This is a genomic window from Cerasibacillus sp. (genome assembly GCF_036516575.1).
Classification (GTDB): domain Bacteria; phylum Bacillota; class Bacilli; order Bacillales; family Amphibacillaceae; genus Cerasibacillus.
Genome location: NZ_DATBTY010000083.1, coordinates 95,736 through 114,228 on the forward strand (window position 1 = coordinate 95,736; position 18,493 = coordinate 114,228).

The following is an 18,493-nucleotide window of genomic DNA, read 5'->3' on the forward strand; positions in this document are numbered from 1 at the left end:
AAGAAGTTGTTATTCGCAATAAAAAACACTTTGTTAGCGAGCTTTCGACAAATTTTCCAATGTGCGTTTAAAAAGCGTTAAAAATGATGCTTCCTTGATGTCTGAGTCGACGATTAAAGGCGTTTCCGATAACACATGATTGTTATCTTTTACTGTTAATACACCGACTTGTTCCCCTTTTTTAATTGGCAGTGAAAAATCATCTTCAATTTTTACATGTGTTTTAATATTTTCATATGGTTTTTCCTTCTTATAAATCGTACGAACAGAATCGCCTGTAACGATTTGAATATCTCTTTGCTCTGCTTTTAATAATGGAACTGTTTTTATAACGTCACCTTTTGCAAATAATTGTTCTGTTTCATAATGATTAAATGCATAATCAAGCATCTCTGATGTTGCATGATTCCGTTTTTTAACGGAGTCAGCTCCCATGACAACTGTAATCATTCGCATGTCGTTCTTTTCAGCAGTTGCAGTTAAACAATACTTTGCTTCACTTGTGTAGCCTGTTTTCAAACCATCAACCCCCGGATAAAAACGCACGAGTTTGTTCGTATTAACGAGCCAGAATTCATTCTTTTGTCCTTTACGTAAATAGTCTTCGTAGATCGATGTGTACGTTGTGATATCCTCGTATTGCAATAATGCTTTGGCAATAACTGCCATGTCATATGCTGTGCTGTACTGATCCTTCGCTGGTAATCCTGTAACATTTTTAAATCTTGTATTTTTAAGCTGTAATTCTGCTACTTTTTCATTCATTCTTTTAACAAAGCTTTGCTCACTACCACTGATTCGTTCAGCTAGTGCAACACTGGCATCATTTCCTGAGGCAATTGCGACACTTTTAATCAAATCATCAACCGATATTTCCTCTCCAGTTTCTAGAAACACTTGTGACCCACCCATTGATGATGCATTTTCACTTACTCTAACCATTTCATTTTTTTTCAAGTTTCCCTTCGCTAATTCCTCCATAACAATTAATAACGTCATGATTTTTACCATACTAGCAGGTGGAAGTGGTTCATTTGCATTTTTTTCAAATATAATTGTTCCGGTATCTCGTTCCATGAGAAGGGCTGATTTAGCATCAGAAGCTAAATCTAATGCTTGTTCATCTTCTTGGGCAAATACAGGTGTTATACTTATAAAAATAAATAATAAGCTGAGAAACAAATAAAGTATTGTTCTTATTCTCATATTCTCTTACCTCCAGCAATCAATATCATATATATCGTTTCCAGTTATTTGTTTTTTTAAACAAAAAAACACATGTTGAGACATGTGTTTTTTAGGAAATTATGTTATGAATTAATTGTGGTGGTGTCACCTGGTCATCCGAGATCATGATACACTCATAAACTTTAGGTTTAATGGCTGATATATCCTGATTGTTCGTATGAATTGTTACGAGAGGCTCTCCTACTTTCACTGAATCACCGATTTTTTTATGAAGGACAATCCCTACTGCCAAGTCAATTTCATCCTCTTTCGTTTGTCGACCTGCTCCCAATGTCATAGCAATTGTACCTATATCATCAGTTATAATTTTAGCAACCGTACCTGACTTTTTCGCTGGAATATCAATTTTATATTTAGCCTGTGGTAAACGTTCAGGTTTATCAGCAACTTCTGCATTTCCACCTTGTGCTTCGAGAAAAAGCTTAAACGTTTCAAAAGCTTTTCCATTATGAAGGTTTTCTTCTAGCTTTGCTTTAGCTTCTGCCTCATTTTCAATCACACCTGATAAAACAACCATATGACTGCCTAATGTTAAGCAAAGTTCTGTTAAATCTTTCGGCCCTTTTCCTTGTAATGTTTCAATTGCTTCTTTTACTTCAAGGGCATTGCCAACTGCATAACCGAGTGGTTGATTCATATCTGATATAACAGCAATTGTTTTTCGGCTTGTTTTCTTGCCAATGGCTACCATTGCTTTGGCTAATTCCTCTGCTTCAGATACCTGTTTCATAAATGCTCCTTGACCTGTCTTCACATCTAATACGATAGCATCTGAACCAGCTGCTATTTTCTTACTCATGATAGAACTGGCAATAAGAGGAATGGAGTTAACTGTAGCTGTGACGTCTCTTAGACTATATATTTTTTTATCAGCAGGTGTTAAATTACCTGTTTGTCCAATAACAGCCACTTTATTACGATTGACAAGTTCGATAAATTCGTCACGGCTAATTTCAATATGAAATCCTGGTATAGCTTCCAATTTATCCAATGTCCCACCCGTATGACCTAACCCTCTGCCACTCATCTTAGCAACTGGAACACCTATTGAGGCAACGAGTGGAGCCAATATCAATGTCGTTGTATCACCCACTCCACCTGTCGAGTGTTTATCAACTTTTATCCCATCTATAGCTGATAAATCAATCGTATCGCCAGAATCCACCATTGCTTTTGTCAGATAGGCTAATTCTGTCTGGTTCATTCCTTCAAAATAAATTGCCATTAAAAGGGCACTTACTTGATAATCTGGAATCGATCCTTCCGTATATCCTTGAATAAAATAACGAATTTCTTCCTCTGATAATGTTAAACCGTCTCGTTTCTTTTCAATAATGTCATACATTCTCATATTCGATCACCTTCATTTATTCGGTAATTGTTTTATCGTTTCTTTAACAAATTTCAGAAAATCTTCTTTTACTCGTTCCGTTGTTTCAATCACTTCATCATGTGTTAAAGGTTGATCTAAGATGCCTGCCGCCATATTCGAAATGCACGAAATCCCTAGAACGCGAAGTGAGGCATGATTAGCTACAATGACTTCTGGTACAGTTGACATACCAACTGCATCGCCTCCTAAGGTTCTGAGCATGTTTACTTCAATAGGTGTTTCATATATTGGACCTTGGTTGGCCACGTAAACACCTTCTTTTATATTAAGACCGATCGTTTCAGCACATTGTTTTGCGATTTTAATATATTGATGATCATACGCTCTTGATAAATCAGGAAAACGCGGACCTAATCGGTCATCGTTCGGTCCAACTAATGGGTTAGTTCCCATATTATTAATATGATCTGTAATAATCATCAAGTCACCTGGAATAAATGCTTTATTAATTCCCCCTGCAGCATTAGTCACAATAAGGGAATGAATGCCTAATTCTTTCATTACACGAATTGGAAATGTCACTTGTTGCATCGTATAGCCTTCATAATAATGAAAACGGCCTTGCATCGCTACGACATGTTTTCCTTGTAGTGTTCCTATTACAAGGCGGCCCTTATGTCCCGCTACAGTAGAAGTCGGAAAATGAGGAATGTCCTCATAATTAATCATAACTGGATCTTGAATTTCTTCAGCTAAGACACCTAATCCAGAGCCTAGAACAAGACCAATTGCTGGTTTATTATCAATATGTTTTTCAATAAATGCACTTGCCTCTTTAATATAATTCACGTCCATTCAATCACTCCCCTGTCATTTGTTTTAAAAAGCTTGTCCCGTATTCTGGAAGAGTAACATTAAAATTATCAGCAATAGTCGCACCGATATCTGCAAATGTTTCTCTAAGTGGTAACTGTTTTCCTTCAATAATGTCACGATAATAAGTTATGAGTGGGACATATTCTCTCGTATGATCTGTACCATGATGTGTCGGATCATTTCCATGATCAGCCGTAATGATTAATAAATCATCTGATGTTAGTTTATTAAGCACATCAATTAGCTGGCGATCATATGCTTCAAGTGCTTTTCCATAACCTATTGGATCACGGCGATGCCCATATTTCGCATCGAAATCAACAAGATTCAAGAAACATAAGCCATGGAAATCACGATCGACAGCTTCTATTAGTTTAATCATGCCATCATCATTACTTGTTGTTCGAACGGCCTCTGTTACCCCTTCTCCATCATAAATATCTGCTATTTTTCCAAGAGCGATAACATCATAATGATTGTCTTTTAATTCATTCATCACTGTACGTCCGAACGGTTTTAACGCATAATCATGTCGATTAGCTGTACGTGTAAAGTTGCCAATTTCTCCGATAAATGGTCTAGCAATCACGCGTCCAACCATATATTTTTCATCTAGTGTTAGTTTACGAGCTATCTCACAAATATGATACAATTCCTCAAGCGGAACGACTTCTTCGTGTGCAGCAATTTGTAACACACTGTCCGCTGAAGTATAGGCAATGATGGCACCTGTTTCAATGTGCTCTTTTCCTAATTCTTCTATAATAGCTGTTCCGGATGCTGGTTTATTTCCAATCACTTTTCGACCTGTTTTTTCTTCGAGTTTGGAAATTAATTCATTCGGAAATCCGTTTGGAAATGTTCGAAACGGTTTATCAATATGTAACCCCATGATTTCCCAATGACCAGTCATTGTATCTTTACCAACAGATGCTTCTTGCATTTTCGTATAATGAGCTCGTGCTGGATGAACAGCTGAGATTCCTTTTATTGGGCGTATATTACCAAAACCTAACATTTCCATATGTGGCATATGTAGCCCACCCATCTCCTCTGCAATATGACCAATTGTATCAGCACCTTTATCATCATATTGTTCAGCATCTGTTGCTTCACCAAAACCAACTGAGTCGAGTACAACGAGAAAGATTCGTTTAAAGTTCTTCATATTTTTCAACCTCCTAATTTAAATGATGTTTTAGTTGTATGATGTCAGACAACTAAAAAAGAAGAATTAAGCACGTGGGTGATATTTATTATAAACTTCTTTCATTCGCGTCTTCGTAACATGAGTATAAATTTCTGTTGTTGAAATGTCCTCATGTCCGAGCATTTCTTGAACAGCTCTTAAATCGGCCCCGTTTTCTAATAAATGTGTCGCAAATGAATGACGCAACATATGTGGTGAAATTTGCTTTTTAATGCCAACTTCTTGCGCTAGTTGTTTAATAATCTTCCAAAACCCTTGCCTCGTTAAAGGGCGTCCATGGTGATTAAGAAAGAGAGCGTTTTCAGATTTATTTTGTTTGACTAGCTTAGGTCTCGCTGTATCTATATAGTCGTTAACTGCTTGTAAAGCAATATCTCCAACTGGTATAATCCTTTCTTTTGACCCTTTGCCCACACAACGTACAAAGCCCATCGTCCGATGAAAATCACTTTGATTCAGTTCGATTAATTCAGTTACACGTAACCCCGTCGCATAAAGCAACTCAATCATTGCTTTATTCCTCATATCTAGTGGCGTTTTTATGTTAATAGATAACAGTTTTTCAACTTCTAATGTTGATAATACATTTGGCAATTTACGTGGCTTTTTTGGAGTGTTAATATGTTCACTAACATCGTTATTTACGATACCGTCCCGTAATAAAAAGCGATGGAACATCCGTAATGAGGACACGTTTCTCGCTATGGTCGTTGCCGCTTTACCATTTTCTTTAAGCGAACTAAAATATTGAATCAAATCGAGTTTTGTAACATCTGTCCATTCTGATTTCAATCGTTCTTTGGCTATAAATTGACGATACGTCGTTAAATCTTGCTCATACGCACTCAACGTATTTGGTGCTAGTCCTTTTTCTACTTGTAAATAATGTAGGAAATCATCTATCGCATATTGTAACATCAAATTATTCTCCAAATCTAAAGAATAGTCTAAAACGCTTCACATCATCGTTATGAAACACTTTAATAGCAGGACCTTCAGGTGGTTCATAACGATGGAATTGTTCATATTCTAAATGCATAAAACGTAGCCCGAAATAAAACAAGAGCGTACACGCAATAAAAATTATAAAAACTTTTAATGAATGCCAAACCATTCTCTTCATCTAGCATAACCTCTTTCTCAATACTACTTGTTAAAAGATATGCCAAAAAAGAGAGATTTTATACATGTCATTGGCTAAAAGTTATTTTAATGAACTATTTCGTTGTCCGCGCTTTTTTCAGAGTAGTTGCTTGTTGACACTGTTTACATACCCCATGAAATGTTAATCGGTGATCTTGTACTTGAAATCCCCATTCCTTTTCAACTTTCTTTTCAACATCAACTAATAGATTCTCAAATATCTCTTGAATCGATCCACATTCAACACACACAAGATGGTGATGAAAATGTTCCAGTCCTTCTTGACGTAAATCATACCTCGAAACACCATCACCAAAATTTATTTTCTCAACGATTTGCAATTCTAATAAAAGCTCTAATGTTCGATAGACCGTGGCTAGGCCAATTTCCGGAGCTTTTTCCTTAACTAATAAATAAATATCTTCCGCACTTAAATGATCTTCTTCACGCTCCAACAATACTTTAACGGTAGCTTCACGTTGTGGAGTCAATTTATAACTTTGTGCATGAAGTTGTTTTTTTATTCGATCTAGACGATGTTCCATGAGCTTCCCTCCCTCATATCCCATCTTTATTATATGCACACAAAAAAATCATGTCAAAGTATAATTCGTTTTACACGAAAAAGCCCATACGATTTTAAGTTCATTCGTATTATTTTGATGTATAATATGATTTAATCAGTGATTGCATCGCTTCATTTGTAATAAAAGCTTCAATTGTTGCAGCTAGGAACGATATCACCATAAGAAAGAGAAAAACAACTAAATATTGTGCAAATGGTCTAAAAATCGGTTGTGAGAATTTACGAGAAACGAGTTTGTTGAATAAGGTTAACGAGAAAATCATCGACAGACTCCCGGCAATTAAATAGATTGGTATAATTAAGAGATTTTGTGGTGCAACTGCTATGCTTGCAATAAAGAAACCTTTCATGCCAAGTTGATTAACGAGAAAACCGACGGTAAACCCAACAACTAAACCTTTTAAAAACAACAAAATCCAAACGAGTGGTAACCCGATGATTGACAGACCTAAAATAAAAATAAAGAAGAGATATTTAACATGATAGGCAAAGCTACTTTTTAAAATATCAAGGCGATTCAAAAAATCCTCTGTAGCCAGTTGCCCAAAAAATTTTTCTAAATAAAAAAAGAGATCTTGCTTTTGGACAAAATGCATGCTATTTACGATAAACGCACCGAACATAATACCGGTTAAAAATAAAATCACTGTAAATACATATGTTGTCGCATGTTCTTTAAAGTGAGTCAAAATGATTTTTTGTGTATACATTGATATCCTCCATTTCTCTGACCATTTATATCATTAATCTATGAAGGATATCTAGTAAACATGTCTTAAAATAGAGATTTATATATTATTTTTTAACTCGTCCATATTTGCCACCCCCACCAGGGATAATATCAAGTTTCCCTTCACGCATCTGAATAATTAGCATAGCTAAACTTGGCTGAATCACCTGAATTAATTGCTCATATGATACATGATGGAGAATATTCATCTCTGTATTGAAATGGGTTAGTAATCGTTCATATGTTTTCGGACCTAGTTTTGGTAGAAATTCCAGAGGTACTTGATATAAGTAAGGAGGACGATTTATACGCTTCATATCCGCTTGGCCGATTTCTGTTATGCGGTCTCTTACCCCTTTAATGATTTTCTTTCCGCCACACTGAACACATTGATTAGCGCCGGGCTTATTCTGATGCATGCACTCTTGGCAAACAGTTGCATAATATTTCCCAAGTTTAGGATTCATACCGAAGTTACGTATCCATCTTCTTCCATCTTCTTGTTTAAGTGCTAGCGAAAACTCTTTAAACGATGGTTCTTTTAAAGCAATTTGTTGATATTCTCTAGCAATTTTCTTTAGTGAATGGGCATCAGAATTCGTTAAAAACGTATACGAATGGAGTTCTTGTATTTGATCTGCCATCGATGTGTCGGAACTTAAGCCTAGCTCAATACCATCAATCAGTTTTGGGTCTAACACTTCTCGTAAAGATGTGACAACTCCCTTACCATATAAACTCTTAAAAGGCGTAAATACATGAGCTGGAATAAATAGACCTGCTAACTCTTTTACCTTTTGTTGTAGTTCTTGAGCCGAACCGTAAAATCGTTGTGAGCTTAATGAAATATTTGTCATGCGCCCTTTTAACCAAGATGAGAATATATCCATTGATTCAACAGTGGGAACATAACATAACACATGAATCGGACCCCGGCAATATGCATCATATACTTCAATCTCAGCTCCTAATAACAGCGTCACCTTTTCAAAGCGAATACCACCATCAGTTAATTCAGTCGCAAAACCAGCTTCTAAAAGCTCCTTTAATTCAAGCAAGACATTCGGAGCGTGAGCATCGATAACCCCAATCAAATCAATTCCTTTACGACGACTCGCTTCTTTTAGAATACGTGTTAATGTTAATTGATTTGAGGCGGTAATTTTTACAGGTTGATTACATTTATCACGCCCAATATGAATATGCATATCAGCAAAATATGTTTGTAAACTCATTTTAATAGCCCCATTGATTCGAGATAAAGGACGGCATAATTTGTTTTAGCATCATGAATGCGTTGTTCTTTCACATATTGTTGTGCTTCATCAAGTGTCAATTCGATCACTTCAACAAATTCATCCTCATCTCCTTTAGGTGGATCTTCCAAACGAACAAGATCCTTAGCTAAATAGATGCACATTAATTCATCTGCAAATCCTGGTGATGTATAAAATGATGTCACCAATGTTAAATCTGTCGTTGTATAACCCGTCTCCTCTTCTAATTCACGACGAGCTGTTGTAAGAGGTTCTTCATTTGGTTCTAATTTTCCAGCTGGTATTTCGACTAATGATTTCTCTAGTGGTTTTCGATACTGCTCAACGAAGACGATTTTTTTATCTGGCGTAATAGCAATAACCGCTACTGCCCCAGGATGTTTAATAATTTCTCGCTTTGAATATTGCCCATTCGGTAACTCGACATCGTCCACTTGTAATTGGACAACTTTTCCTTGAAATATATGTTCAGTTTTAATTGTTTTTTCTTCAAATTTACGCATCTGTGTCACCTCAGCTATAGTTTAACCAATCCTCTCAATTGTAACATACGCTTGCCTTTTTATTGAACGATTCTTAAAATAGAAGGAGCTATCATTTGAGGAGGGTGTTATGTTTGAAGAAGAATCGACTCGGTCAATCCGACCTTTATATTTCTGAACTCACTTTAGGATGTATGTCACTTGGAACAAACAAGAAACAAGCAAAACAAATTGTTGATACGGCTCTTGATTATGGCATTAATCATCTTGATACAGCGGATTTATATGATTTTGGCATCAATGAAGAGATCATTGGAGAAGTTATTAAAGACAGACGCAAGCAAATTATTTTAACGACAAAAGTAGGTAATCATTTCGATTCGCACAAAAAAGATTGGTTCTGGGACCCTTCCAAAAAATATATTTTAGAAGCTGTTAAACAGAGCCTACAGAGACTTCAAACGGACTATATTGACTTTTATATGTTACATGGTGGTACGATTGACGATCCAATCGATGAAACGATTGATGCCTTTGAGACATTAAAAAAAGAAGGACTTATTCGTGCATACGGTATTTCTTCAATTCGACCAAATGTGATTCGTGAATATGTAAAGCGATCGAATATTGATGCTGTGATGATGCAATATAATCTACTTGATCGCCGACCAGAAGAAGCAGTTCTTTCATTGCTCGAATCAGAAGGTATTAGTGTACTAGCTCGTGGACCTTTGGCTCAAGGAATGCTAACGACGAACGGTAGAAATAGAATCTTCGAGAAAGGCAAACAAGGCTACTTAAACTATTCCACTGACGAGCTTTTAACGATATTCGACCAGCTAAATCAATTAAATCTAAATCTAAATGAACTTGCATTGACTTATATACTAAAACACCCAGCAGTTAGCAGTGTTGTTTTTGGAGCTAGTTCTTTAAAACAACTTCAAGAAAATATCACCATCGACTTAACAGATACAATGAATGATGACTTATACGAACATATTCAAACATTGACGAAGCCAATTACTTATACACAGCATCGTTAAAGTTAGACGGGGCACCAAGCTGCCTCGTTTCTTTATGTCGCGTAATGCCCCCCTACTAATTGACTGCGATGTCTAGCTGTTCCATATTCTGTAAAAGAGATAGCTCGTAATAAAGCATCTGAACCATAATATTGGCGAATATCATCCATTACGTAACCGAGGTTCTGTTCACGAAGGCGATTTCCTGCAAATAATTGCAATTGCAGTTGGTTGTCTTCAACAATCTGTCCCAATGAGACCGATATTTTTCGGACCGTTTTATGCGTATAAAATTGCCGAAACAAATACATGCAAGCCGCATATATTTCCATCGTTATATTTGTAGGTGTTTCTCGAGAGAGCGAACGATAAAAGCCCCCTCCACCATCATGTTTACTATAACCAATGCCAAGATAAATCGTTCGCCCTGCTTTCCGATCTTCCCGAGCTCTTCTTGCAACTTCTTCACACATTTCTAAAATAACATGAGCGATTTTTTCTGGATGATGATAATCACGTAATAAGATTTGGCTTTTTCCATAACTGACTTGCTCTGTTAAAAGCGGGGTCTCTAATTGTGATAAATCAACACCATGCGCATGATAATATAGTTGGTTACCCATTACACCGAAAACTTTTTCTAATTGAGTTAAAGGATAGTGAGCTAAATCACCAACTGTTATGATTCCCATACGATTGAGTCGCTTTTCTAACGGACGACCAATTCCCCACATCTTTGACAAAGGCTTAATAGGCCATAATTTCGTCGGAATATCATCATATGTCCAATGAGCAATTCTCGTCTTTTTCGCTTCTAAATCAAGACATAATTTTGCCATTAACATATTCGGACCTATCCCAATCGTAGCGGTTAAGCCGAATGTATCTTTTAATTCATCGATGATTCGTTTAGCCAATTGATCATAATCTCCAAAAAGCCGACAAGTACCAGAAACATCTAAAAAGCTTTCATCCACACTGTACGTATGAATCGCTTCTTGTGGAACGTATTTATTAAATAAACGTGTAATCTCAACGGATACTTTTAAATATAAATTCATTTGTGCGGGAACGATGATAATTCGATCATCTCGGGGAATTTCGAATAGACGATTGCCAGTCCGAATACCAAATTCATGTTTCAGTACTGGTGTAGCAGCTAAAACGACACTTCCTTCCCGGTTTGTATCAGCGACAACAGCTAAGTAAGTTGTTAATGGGTCTAACCCTCTGTCAAGTGCAGCACAACTCGCATAGAAGCTTTTCATATCGATACAAAAAATCGTCCGTTTCGGTAATGCACCATAATCAATCATCCCACCCAATCCCCTTTCTTCATTATGCACCTCCTATTATACGAATATATGTTCCGTTTTTCAAGTTGTGATTTCTAACAAAAAAAACCATCTCATTCAGATGGCTCTTTAATACGATAAACGAGTACACCGTTTTCTTCACTTGCTATAAGTTTATCATGTGCTTCTAAATAATCGAGTTGCCCAACTGTTTCAGACATCGTAAATACCAATTGTGTCCTATATTGTGTTGGAAATAGCTTTTTACAAATCTCAAATGGTGTACGTGGCTTTTGTTGAATCATCTTGTATACAACAGAAGCTCGTTCTTGTTGTTCCTTTAATTGCTTTGCAATAGGTGATGAAATATTAGAAAATACGGGGCCATGTCCTGGTAAGACGCTCTTTATATCAAGTGAAAGGCATTTTTTTAAGTTCGTTTGATATTGTAAAAGTGGTTTCGCACGTTCAACTTGGTCAATAGGTTCTAATAATGGATTCGGTGAAATATGGTATAAAAGATGATCACCACCGATAAACGTTCCATCTTTCTCGTTAAAAAATGATAAGTGGCTTTGTGCATGGCCTTTTGTATCGATGACTTGCCAATCATCATGTCCAGGTAGAATATCTCCATCTGTAAGCTCATGTGTCACTTCACCTGTTCCAATATAATGAAGCATCCCACGATACCCTTGTAAAGAACTTCTCACATCACCTGGGACACCACAACGTTTAAAAAAGCGTTCATAAAACAATTCGTATTGCTCAAAAAATACCTGATCACGTGTTAACCAAGGGTCAATATATGCGTGAGCAGCAATCTGTTTAACCCGTGGTAATTGATCGATTAACCCAATATGATCAGGATGATGGTGTGTTAAAACAACCTGTTCAATATCATGAACACTATAACCGATGCTTTTTAACTGATCATTTAAAGCTTCCCATGCTTCTTTCGTTTTAACTCCTGTATCAATTAATGTAAGTACGTCACCTGTCAACAAGTACATATGTACATCCCCGACTGGAAATGGAGTTGGTACTGTGATTTGATGAATAGCATGTCTAGAAACTGCCATATGCAACCTCCTAAAATGAATGACCATTCAGTTTCATTCTATTCTATCCCTTTTAAGACGAATTGTCACATAGAATGAATTGACAACTCGAAGAAAATACAACACAATCAAACGAGAGGTGTATAATATGTGTGGAAAAATATTTGCTCACCGAGGGGCGAGTAAGCTAGCTCCTGAAAATACGATGCCTGCCTTCGAAATGGCTTATCAATTAAAAGCAGATGCAATTGAAACAGATGTGCAGTTAACAAAAGATCACATCCCAGTGTTATTTCATGATATTCGTCTAAATCGCACGACGAATCGAAAAGGATATGTTAAAGACTTGACTTACCAGGAGTTATCTACGCTTGATGTCGGCTCCTGGTTTTCCAAAAAGTTCATTGAAACGCCTGTTGTTTCTTTAGAAGATTTTTTAACATGGGTGGAAGATAAACCACTTACAATCAATCTAGAATTAAAAAATAATAAAGTAGCTTATAAACATTTAGAAGACATTGTCCTTGAAATGGTCGAACATTTTCAAGTAGCAGATCGAACGATTTTATCGAGTTTTAATCCGACAAGCATTCAGCGTTTGGCGAAAATGACACATATTCAAACAGCTTTACTCACCTCTCAAAAACGCAAGGATCTTGTTGAATATGCGCAAACACTCGGAGCAACAGCGTTACACGTTCGCTATCGCTTGCTACGAAAGAACATCGTCGAACAAAGCCGTAGAGAAAACATGCCATTGCGTGTTTACACCGTTAACAAACGGCGACAACTTTTAAGATGCTTCCATAAGAAATGTGATGGTATAATAACAGATGTCCCACATAAAGCACGGCGAATACGAAGCCTTTTTCGGATATAAATGGAGGTTTAAAAATGAAACTAACATTTTTAGGAACAGGTGCGGGTATGCCTTCTAAAGAACGTAACGTATCGGCAATCGCTCTTTCCCTACTACAAGAATCAAATAGTGTATGGCTATTTGATTGTGGTGAAGGAACCCAACACCAAATTTTACATACATCTATCAAACCACGAAAAATAAATAATATTTTTATTACCCATCTCCACGGTGATCATATTTTTGGTTTGCCGGGGTTTTTAAGCAGTCGTTCCTTTCAGGATGGTGATAAATTAACAATTTACGGTCCAAAAGGCATTAAACAATATGTAGAAACAAGTTTGGCCATAAGTGAAACACATCTTTCTTATCCCCTTCATATCGTCGAACTTAGTGAAGGAAAGATATTAGAAACGAAACAATTTAATGTGTATTGTAAAAAACTTGACCATGGAATTCCAAGCTACGGTTTTCGAATCGAAGAAAAGGATCGTCCTGGTAAATTACAAGTAGACAAGCTAAAAGCACTCGGTATTTCCCCAGGTCCAATCTATAAAGAAATTATCGAAAACGAAACATACACACTACCAAATGGCACAATCATTGACCGTAAACAGATTCTCGGACCGACACGACCTGGAAGAATCGTATCAATCCTTGGTGATACAATAGCACATGAACAATACCATACATTTATCAAAAATTCTGATGTCCTTGTGCATGAAGCAACTTTTAGTAAGGACCATGAAGATTTAGCTAAAAAATATCATCATTCAACAACAAAACAAGCTGCTCAATTAGCAAAACTTGGTACTGTCAAAAAGCTAATTTTGACACATATTTCATCACGTTATCAAGAACAAGACTATGCTGCATTACTTGATGAAGCAAAACAGATTTTTAAAAACACGGTACTCGCAACAGATTTTTACGAGGAAGAGCTTATTCGACGTAACAGCTAAATGGAGGTGATAAAATTGCCAAATCATCATAAGGTTTTATTATCACAACGGACATATTTTTTTAGCCAACAGACGAAAGACTATTCGTTTAGGAAAAAACAGTTGAAACGATTAAAACAAATGCTAAAGCAAAATGAAAAAGCAATTTACCATGCATTAAAACAAGATTTAAATAAATCTTCCTATGAAGCATTGACAACAGAGCTCGGTATCCTATATTTAGAAATAGATTTTGCTATTAAACATTTAAAAGATTGGATGAAACCGGAAAAAGTACCAACACCAATCACTCACAAAGGATCGGAAAGCTATATTTTAAAAGAACCATATGGAGTTGTTCTCATCATAGCCCCGTGGAATTATCCACTGCAATTATCACTTGCTCCAGCTATTGGTGCGATAGCTGCAGGAAACACGGTTATTTTAAAACCATCTGAGTATAGTCCACATGTCTCGGATTTATTAAAAGAGTTGGTTAGTCACTATTTTCCAAGTCATTATTTTGCGGTTATTGAAGGTGATCAAACAACGACTCAACAATTATTAAATGAACAATTTGATTATATCTTTTTTACGGGAAGTACACATGTAGGAAAAATTATTATGGAAAAAGCAAGCCAGTTTCTAACCCCTGTCACACTAGAACTTGGAGGTAAAAGCCCAGCTATTGTTGATCAGGATGCTCATCTTCAATTAGCGGCAAAACGAATGATCTGGGGGAAATTTACGAATGCTGGGCAGACATGTGTAGCACCAGATTATGTTTATGTGCATGAAAAAATCAAAAAGAAGTTTATTAAACAACTCATAAAGTATATTCGTTCTTTTTACGGTAAACAGCCACTTGAGAACCAGGATTTTGTTAGAATGATAACAGAAAAACATTTTAATCGTTTAACCGGACTTCTTAAAAACAGAAAACATATTATACATGGTGGACATTATAATCAAGCTCAATTAAAAATTGAGCCTACTCTGTTAGATGATGTAACATGGGATGATCCTGTTATGCAAGAAGAAATCTTCGGTCCTATATTACCTATTCTTACATTTTCAAATATGGGTGATGTCATTTCGGCTATTCAATCAAAAGATAAACCACTGGCCGTCTATTATTTTGGCGAGAATAAGAAAAACGAACAACGCGTATTAGAGCAACTCTCCTTTGGCGGTGGTTGTATAAATGACACAGTATATCATTTGGCAAATCCCCACTTACCTTTTGGCGGAGTTGGTGCAAGTGGTCTTGGGCATTATCATGGTGCATATAGCTTTGAAACGTTTACTCATAAGAAAAGTATTTTAAAACAATCGACACGCTTTGATTTACCTTTTCGCTACCCCAGTGGAAGGATAATGCAACAGCTCATTAAAAAAATCATGAAATAAGATTATTTATTGGATAAAAAATCATCGAGAAAATCCTTTTGAAAACTTGTCTGCGGTTCCAATGAATCTTCAGAATCAGCAAGTCGTTTGAAAGGATTTTTTCCATATTTTTCAGTTAACTGTTCGATTGTATCGTGGAGTTTTTCTTTCTCAGCTTCCTCTTCATATGTAAAGAGGTCTAATTGTTTAGCAATATGCTTCGTCTCTTCAACATCTTGTAATGTCACACCTAATAAGCGAATGGGGCGACGATCCCAATGATTGTCTAATAATTCAGTTGCAATAGTTATCATATCAGCCTTATCATCGATATAGTACGGTAATGTTTTACTACGGGTTATCGTTTGACGGTCATAATAACGAATCATTAATTGTACCGTTCTACCTGCTCTTTCTTTTCGTTTCGTACGGCGCATCACGTTATCAGCTAGTTCTGATAGCAAACGGATGATTTCACGTTCATCCGTTGTATCTTGTGGCAACGTCTGTGAACTACCAATACTCTTAAATTCATGAACCGCATCTGGATCAACTGGACGTAAATCAACTCCATTAGCGCGATTCTTTAATCGTTCTCCATTAATACCTAACATTTGCTTTAATATATAAACATCTTTATTTGCTAAATCACCAATGGTTTCAATTTGCAACGTATGAAGCTTTTTAGCCGTCTTGTTACCAACACCGTACATTTTCTCAATTGGAAGTGGCCAAAGGATCTTTTCTATCTCACGCTTTCTTAAAATCGTCACGCCCATTGGCTTTTTCATATCTGAAGCCATTTTTGCAAGAAATTTATTTGGTGCAATCCCGATACTACATGGTAAATCTAATTCAGTGTATATGCGGTTTTGCAAATCTTTAGCTAATTGAATAGGACCACCTGGATGATGCGTCTCTGTTACATCTAAATAAGCTTCATCGATGGAGACAGGCTCTACTAAAGGTGTGACTTCCGTGAGCAAACTAAATATTTTTCTTGATGCCTTGCGATAACGATCAAAATTCGGCTTTTTAACAATTAAATGAGGACATTTTTTACGTGCTTCCCATAGAGGCATTGTTGTATAAACACCCTCGTCTCGTGCCTCATAACTACTCGTCACGATAATCCCTTTTCTTTCTTCAGGATTGCCTGCAATCGCTAATGGCTTACCTTTTAATGATGGATCATATGCCATTTCTACAGACGCATAAAAGCAGTTCATATCAATATGAAAAATAACTCTCCCTTTTTGTGGTTTAAACTGTAACATCTTATGACACCTCTGTCATTTCACGAAAAAATCCCAGTATTAAACTAGGATTTTTTTCATATTAGGCCTTATTTGCTACTTCAATAATAATCGCATAGACGAGTTCTGCGATTTTTTCTAAGTTATCAACATGAATTCGTTCGTTAATGGTATGGATTTCTTCATAGCCGACAGCTAAATTAACAGTTGGAATGCCGTAGCTACTAATGATATTCGCATCACTACCGCCACCACTTTTAAGTAGCTTACTCGTCCTGCCGATATTTTTCGCTGCTGACCGCGCTACTTCAACAACTTCTTCACCCGCTTCATGTGAAAAGCCAGGATACATCTTTTTAATATCAACGACTGCTTCCCCACCGTAGGCTTCTGCAGTTGTTTCAAATACTTCTTTCATTGTTTCAACTTGCTTATTTATTTTTTCCGGAACGAGTGAACGCGCCTCTGCATGGATTTCAACATAATCACAAACGATATTTGTCTGTTTTCCACCAGCGAAGCGACCAATATTTGCTGTTGTATCTTCATCAATACGGCCTAGAGGCATTTTAGCAATCGCCTTAGCTGCTAGGGTAATGGCAGATATCCCTTTTTCCGGTGCGACACCAGCATGTGCTGGTTTTCCCTTTATCTCTATATGTAATTTCGCTTGTGTTGGTGCAGCAACAATAATATCACCAACATCACCATCACTATCAATCGCATAGCCAAACTTAGCATAAAGTAATTCTTTGTCTAATGCTTTCGCACCAACTAAACCAGATTCTTCACCTACTGTAATAACAAATTGAACATCACCATGCTCAATTTTGTTTTCTTTTAAACATCGAATCGTTTCAATAATAGCAGCAAGTCCCGCTTTATCATCCGCTCCAAGTATCGTTGTGCCATCTGACACAATATAGTCATCTTTAATCGATGGTTTTACCCCTTTTCCTGGAACAACGGTATCCATATGTGATGTAAAATAGATAGGATCAACATGTTCTTTTGCCCCTTTTAATGTACAAATCAAATTACCTGCCCCATGCCCTGTGATTGCCTTAGCATCGTCTTCAATCACTTCCAGACCTAAGCTAGAAAATTTCTCCTTTAACACGGAAGCAATCTGTGCTTCATGACCCGTTTCAGAGTCGATTTGTACAAGTTCGATAAATTCTTCGATTAATCGTTGTTTGTTTACACTTATTTGGCTCATCAAATTCCTCCTAAAACACAACAGTCTATCTTTAGTTTATCATATTGTCTTCTTTTCTAATAGTTCATATAAGACGCTATGAGCAGATCGTGGATGTATAAAGGTCATACGTGTTTGATTAGCTCCTGTACGTGGCTGATCGTAAATCAATTCTCCACCGTGTTCAACGATATGTTTCATCTGCTGTTCGATTTCTGATGTTTCAAGGGCAATATGGTGTATTCCTTCGCCATACTTATCTATGTAATGTGAGATCGTTGATTGAAGGGATAACGGCTCGAGTAACTCAAGTTGGACATCACCAATTTTTAAAAAGGCAACCCGCACGCCTTCCGATTCAACCGTTTCAATTCCTGTTAACATAAGACCAAGAATTTCCGTATAAAAAGGAAGAGTAGCATCAATGCTACGAACAGCTATCCCGATATGATCAATGCGTTTAAAGCTTGGTTTCTTATTCACTAGCACCTCACCCCTTATGTAAACTTAACCATGAAGTAAATCTTTTCTTGTCCAAATATCAATTAAACGTTAAAATACTATTAAGATGCTCGTTTAAAGGA

General features: G+C 36.6%; 19 protein-coding genes. 4 read left to right on the forward strand and 15 right to left on the reverse strand.

The window, feature by feature from the left end:
• Positions 1-33: 33 nt before the first annotated feature.
• The 10 genes from VIG73_RS14945 to VIG73_RS14990 form a co-directional block, all read right to left on the reverse strand.
• Complete coding sequence (locus VIG73_RS14945; RefSeq protein WP_331643458.1) at positions 34-1,206, reverse strand: D-alanyl-D-alanine carboxypeptidase family protein; 1,173 nt, start codon at positions 1,204-1,206, stop codon at positions 34-36.
• Positions 1,207-1,297: 91 nt separating this feature from the next.
• A complete protein-coding gene (locus VIG73_RS14950) occupies positions 1,298-2,599 on the reverse strand; it encodes a pyrimidine-nucleoside phosphorylase (protein WP_331643460.1) in 1,302 nt (433 codons plus the stop codon).
• Between the two features lie 12 nt (positions 2,600-2,611).
• Positions 2,612-3,436, reverse strand: coding sequence for a purine-nucleoside phosphorylase (locus VIG73_RS14955; RefSeq protein ID WP_331643462.1), 825 nt, complete (start codon positions 3,434-3,436; stop codon positions 2,612-2,614).
• Positions 3,437-3,440: 4 nt separating this feature from the next.
• Positions 3,441-4,625, reverse strand: a complete 1,185-nt coding sequence (gene deoB / locus VIG73_RS14960; protein ID WP_331643464.1) for a phosphopentomutase — start codon at positions 4,623-4,625, stop codon at positions 3,441-3,443.
• A gap of 66 nt (positions 4,626-4,691) precedes the next feature.
• Complete coding sequence (xerD, locus tag VIG73_RS14965) at positions 4,692-5,585, reverse strand: site-specific tyrosine recombinase XerD (protein ID WP_331643466.1); 894 nt, start codon at positions 5,583-5,585, stop codon at positions 4,692-4,694.
• A 4-nt stretch (positions 5,586-5,589) separates the two neighbouring features.
• Positions 5,590-5,790 carry a DUF4227 family protein gene (locus VIG73_RS14970; RefSeq protein WP_331643468.1) on the reverse strand — a complete coding sequence of 67 codons (201 nt, stop codon included), beginning with the start codon at positions 5,788-5,790 and terminating at the stop codon, positions 5,590-5,592.
• Positions 5,791-5,884: 94 nt separating this feature from the next.
• Positions 5,885-6,355, reverse strand: coding sequence for a Fur family transcriptional regulator (locus VIG73_RS14975; RefSeq protein WP_331643470.1), 471 nt, complete (start codon positions 6,353-6,355; stop codon positions 5,885-5,887).
• Positions 6,356-6,464: 109 nt separating this feature from the next.
• Entirely contained in the window at positions 6,465-7,106 is a 642-nt protein-coding gene (gene spoIIM / locus VIG73_RS14980; RefSeq protein WP_331643472.1) for a stage II sporulation protein M, read from the reverse strand.
• 85 nt (positions 7,107-7,191) lie between these two features.
• Positions 7,192-8,361: an endonuclease Q family protein gene (locus VIG73_RS14985; RefSeq protein ID WP_331643474.1), complete on the reverse strand. Its 1,170-nt coding sequence runs from the start codon at positions 8,359-8,361 to the stop codon at positions 7,192-7,194.
• Positions 8,358-8,906: an NUDIX hydrolase gene (locus VIG73_RS14990; protein ID WP_331643476.1), complete on the reverse strand. Its 549-nt coding sequence runs from the start codon at positions 8,904-8,906 to the stop codon at positions 8,358-8,360. Before VIG73_RS14990 ends, VIG73_RS14985 begins: the two co-directional genes overlap by 4 nt.
• Positions 8,907-9,019: 113 nt before the next feature.
• Between VIG73_RS14990 and VIG73_RS14995 the strand changes: the two genes are divergently transcribed.
• Positions 9,020-9,931, forward strand: coding sequence for an aldo/keto reductase (locus VIG73_RS14995; RefSeq protein WP_331643478.1), 912 nt, complete (start codon positions 9,020-9,022; stop codon positions 9,929-9,931).
• 32 nt (positions 9,932-9,963) lie between these two features.
• On the opposite strand, the gene VIG73_RS15000 is transcribed toward VIG73_RS14995, so the two are convergent.
• Positions 9,964-11,226: a DNA polymerase thumb domain-containing protein gene (locus VIG73_RS15000; RefSeq protein ID WP_331643480.1), complete on the reverse strand. Its 1,263-nt coding sequence runs from the start codon at positions 11,224-11,226 to the stop codon at positions 9,964-9,966.
• Between the two features lie 92 nt (positions 11,227-11,318).
• Positions 11,319-12,287, reverse strand: a complete 969-nt coding sequence (locus tag VIG73_RS15005) for an MBL fold metallo-hydrolase (RefSeq protein WP_331643482.1) — start codon at positions 12,285-12,287, stop codon at positions 11,319-11,321.
• Positions 12,288-12,414: 127 nt separating this feature from the next.
• Here VIG73_RS15005 and VIG73_RS15010 point away from each other — a divergent pair, with 127 nt between their 5' ends.
• From VIG73_RS15010 to VIG73_RS15020, 3 genes are read left to right on the forward strand one after another with little or no spacing between them, the layout of a single operon-like run.
• Positions 12,415-13,146, forward strand: coding sequence for a glycerophosphodiester phosphodiesterase family protein (locus tag VIG73_RS15010; protein ID WP_331643485.1), 732 nt, complete (start codon positions 12,415-12,417; stop codon positions 13,144-13,146).
• A gap of 14 nt (positions 13,147-13,160) precedes the next feature.
• On the forward strand, positions 13,161-14,087 hold the full coding sequence (rnz, locus tag VIG73_RS15015; RefSeq protein ID WP_331643487.1) for a ribonuclease Z: 927 nt from the start codon (positions 13,161-13,163) through the stop codon (positions 14,085-14,087).
• Entirely contained in the window at positions 14,088-15,476 is a 1,389-nt protein-coding gene (locus tag VIG73_RS15020; protein WP_331643489.1) for an aldehyde dehydrogenase, read from the forward strand.
• 2 nt (positions 15,477-15,478) lie between these two features.
• Here VIG73_RS15020 and VIG73_RS15025 read toward each other — a convergent pair whose 3' ends face one another.
• The 3 genes from VIG73_RS15025 to mce form a co-directional block, all read right to left on the reverse strand.
• Positions 15,479-16,732 carry a DNA polymerase IV gene (locus tag VIG73_RS15025; protein WP_331643490.1) on the reverse strand — a complete coding sequence of 418 codons (1,254 nt, stop codon included), beginning with the start codon at positions 16,730-16,732 and terminating at the stop codon, positions 15,479-15,481.
• A gap of 61 nt (positions 16,733-16,793) precedes the next feature.
• On the reverse strand, positions 16,794-17,930 hold the full coding sequence (locus VIG73_RS15030) for a M20/M25/M40 family metallo-hydrolase (protein WP_331643491.1): 1,137 nt from the start codon (positions 17,928-17,930) through the stop codon (positions 16,794-16,796).
• A gap of 39 nt (positions 17,931-17,969) precedes the next feature.
• The gene (gene mce / locus VIG73_RS15035) at positions 17,970-18,392 is read right to left on the reverse strand and encodes a methylmalonyl-CoA epimerase (protein ID WP_331643493.1); all 423 of its coding nucleotides are present in this window, start codon (positions 18,390-18,392) and stop codon (positions 17,970-17,972) included.
• Between the last annotated feature and the right edge of the window lie 101 nt (positions 18,393-18,493).

Bases quoted from the DNA above. Each gene is read 5' to 3' on its own strand.
- VIG73_RS15030 (WP_331643491.1), bottom strand. From the start codon at position 17,930: ATGAGCCAAATAAGTGTAAACAAACAACGATTAATCGAAGAATTTATC.
- VIG73_RS15010 (WP_331643485.1), top strand. From the start codon at position 12,415: ATGTGTGGAAAAATATTTGCTCACCGAGGGGCGAGTAAGCTAGCTCCT.
- VIG73_RS15025 (WP_331643490.1), bottom strand. From the start codon at position 16,732: ATGTTACAGTTTAAACCACAAAAAGGGAGAGTTATTTTTCATATTGAT.
- VIG73_RS15020 (WP_331643489.1), top strand. From the start codon at position 14,088: ATGGAGGTGATAAAATTGCCAAATCATCATAAGGTTTTATTATCACAA.
- VIG73_RS14950 (WP_331643460.1), bottom strand. From the start codon at position 2,599: ATGAGAATGTATGACATTATTGAAAAGAAACGAGACGGTTTAACATTA.
- VIG73_RS14985 (WP_331643474.1), bottom strand. From the start codon at position 8,361: ATGAGTTTACAAACATATTTTGCTGATATGCATATTCATATTGGGCGT.
- VIG73_RS14955 (WP_331643462.1), bottom strand. From the start codon at position 3,436: ATGGACGTGAATTATATTAAAGAGGCAAGTGCATTTATTGAAAAACAT.
- deoB (WP_331643464.1), bottom strand. From the start codon at position 4,625: ATGAAGAACTTTAAACGAATCTTTCTCGTTGTACTCGACTCAGTTGGT.
- xerD (WP_331643466.1), bottom strand. From the start codon at position 5,585: ATGTTACAATATGCGATAGATGATTTCCTACATTATTTACAAGTAGAA.
- VIG73_RS14990 (WP_331643476.1), bottom strand. From the start codon at position 8,906: ATGCGTAAATTTGAAGAAAAAACAATTAAAACTGAACATATATTTCAA.
- VIG73_RS14945 (WP_331643458.1), bottom strand. From the start codon at position 1,206: ATGAGAATAAGAACAATACTTTATTTGTTTCTCAGCTTATTATTTATT.
- VIG73_RS15005 (WP_331643482.1), bottom strand. From the start codon at position 12,287: ATGGCAGTTTCTAGACATGCTATTCATCAAATCACAGTACCAACTCCA.
- VIG73_RS14970 (WP_331643468.1), bottom strand. From the start codon at position 5,790: ATGAAGAGAATGGTTTGGCATTCATTAAAAGTTTTTATAATTTTTATT.
- VIG73_RS15000 (WP_331643480.1), bottom strand. From the start codon at position 11,226: ATGATTGATTATGGTGCATTACCGAAACGGACGATTTTTTGTATCGAT.
- spoIIM (WP_331643472.1), bottom strand. From the start codon at position 7,106: ATGTATACACAAAAAATCATTTTGACTCACTTTAAAGAACATGCGACA.
- rnz (WP_331643487.1), top strand. From the start codon at position 13,161: ATGAAACTAACATTTTTAGGAACAGGTGCGGGTATGCCTTCTAAAGAA.
- VIG73_RS14975 (WP_331643470.1), bottom strand. From the start codon at position 6,355: ATGGAACATCGTCTAGATCGAATAAAAAAACAACTTCATGCACAAAGT.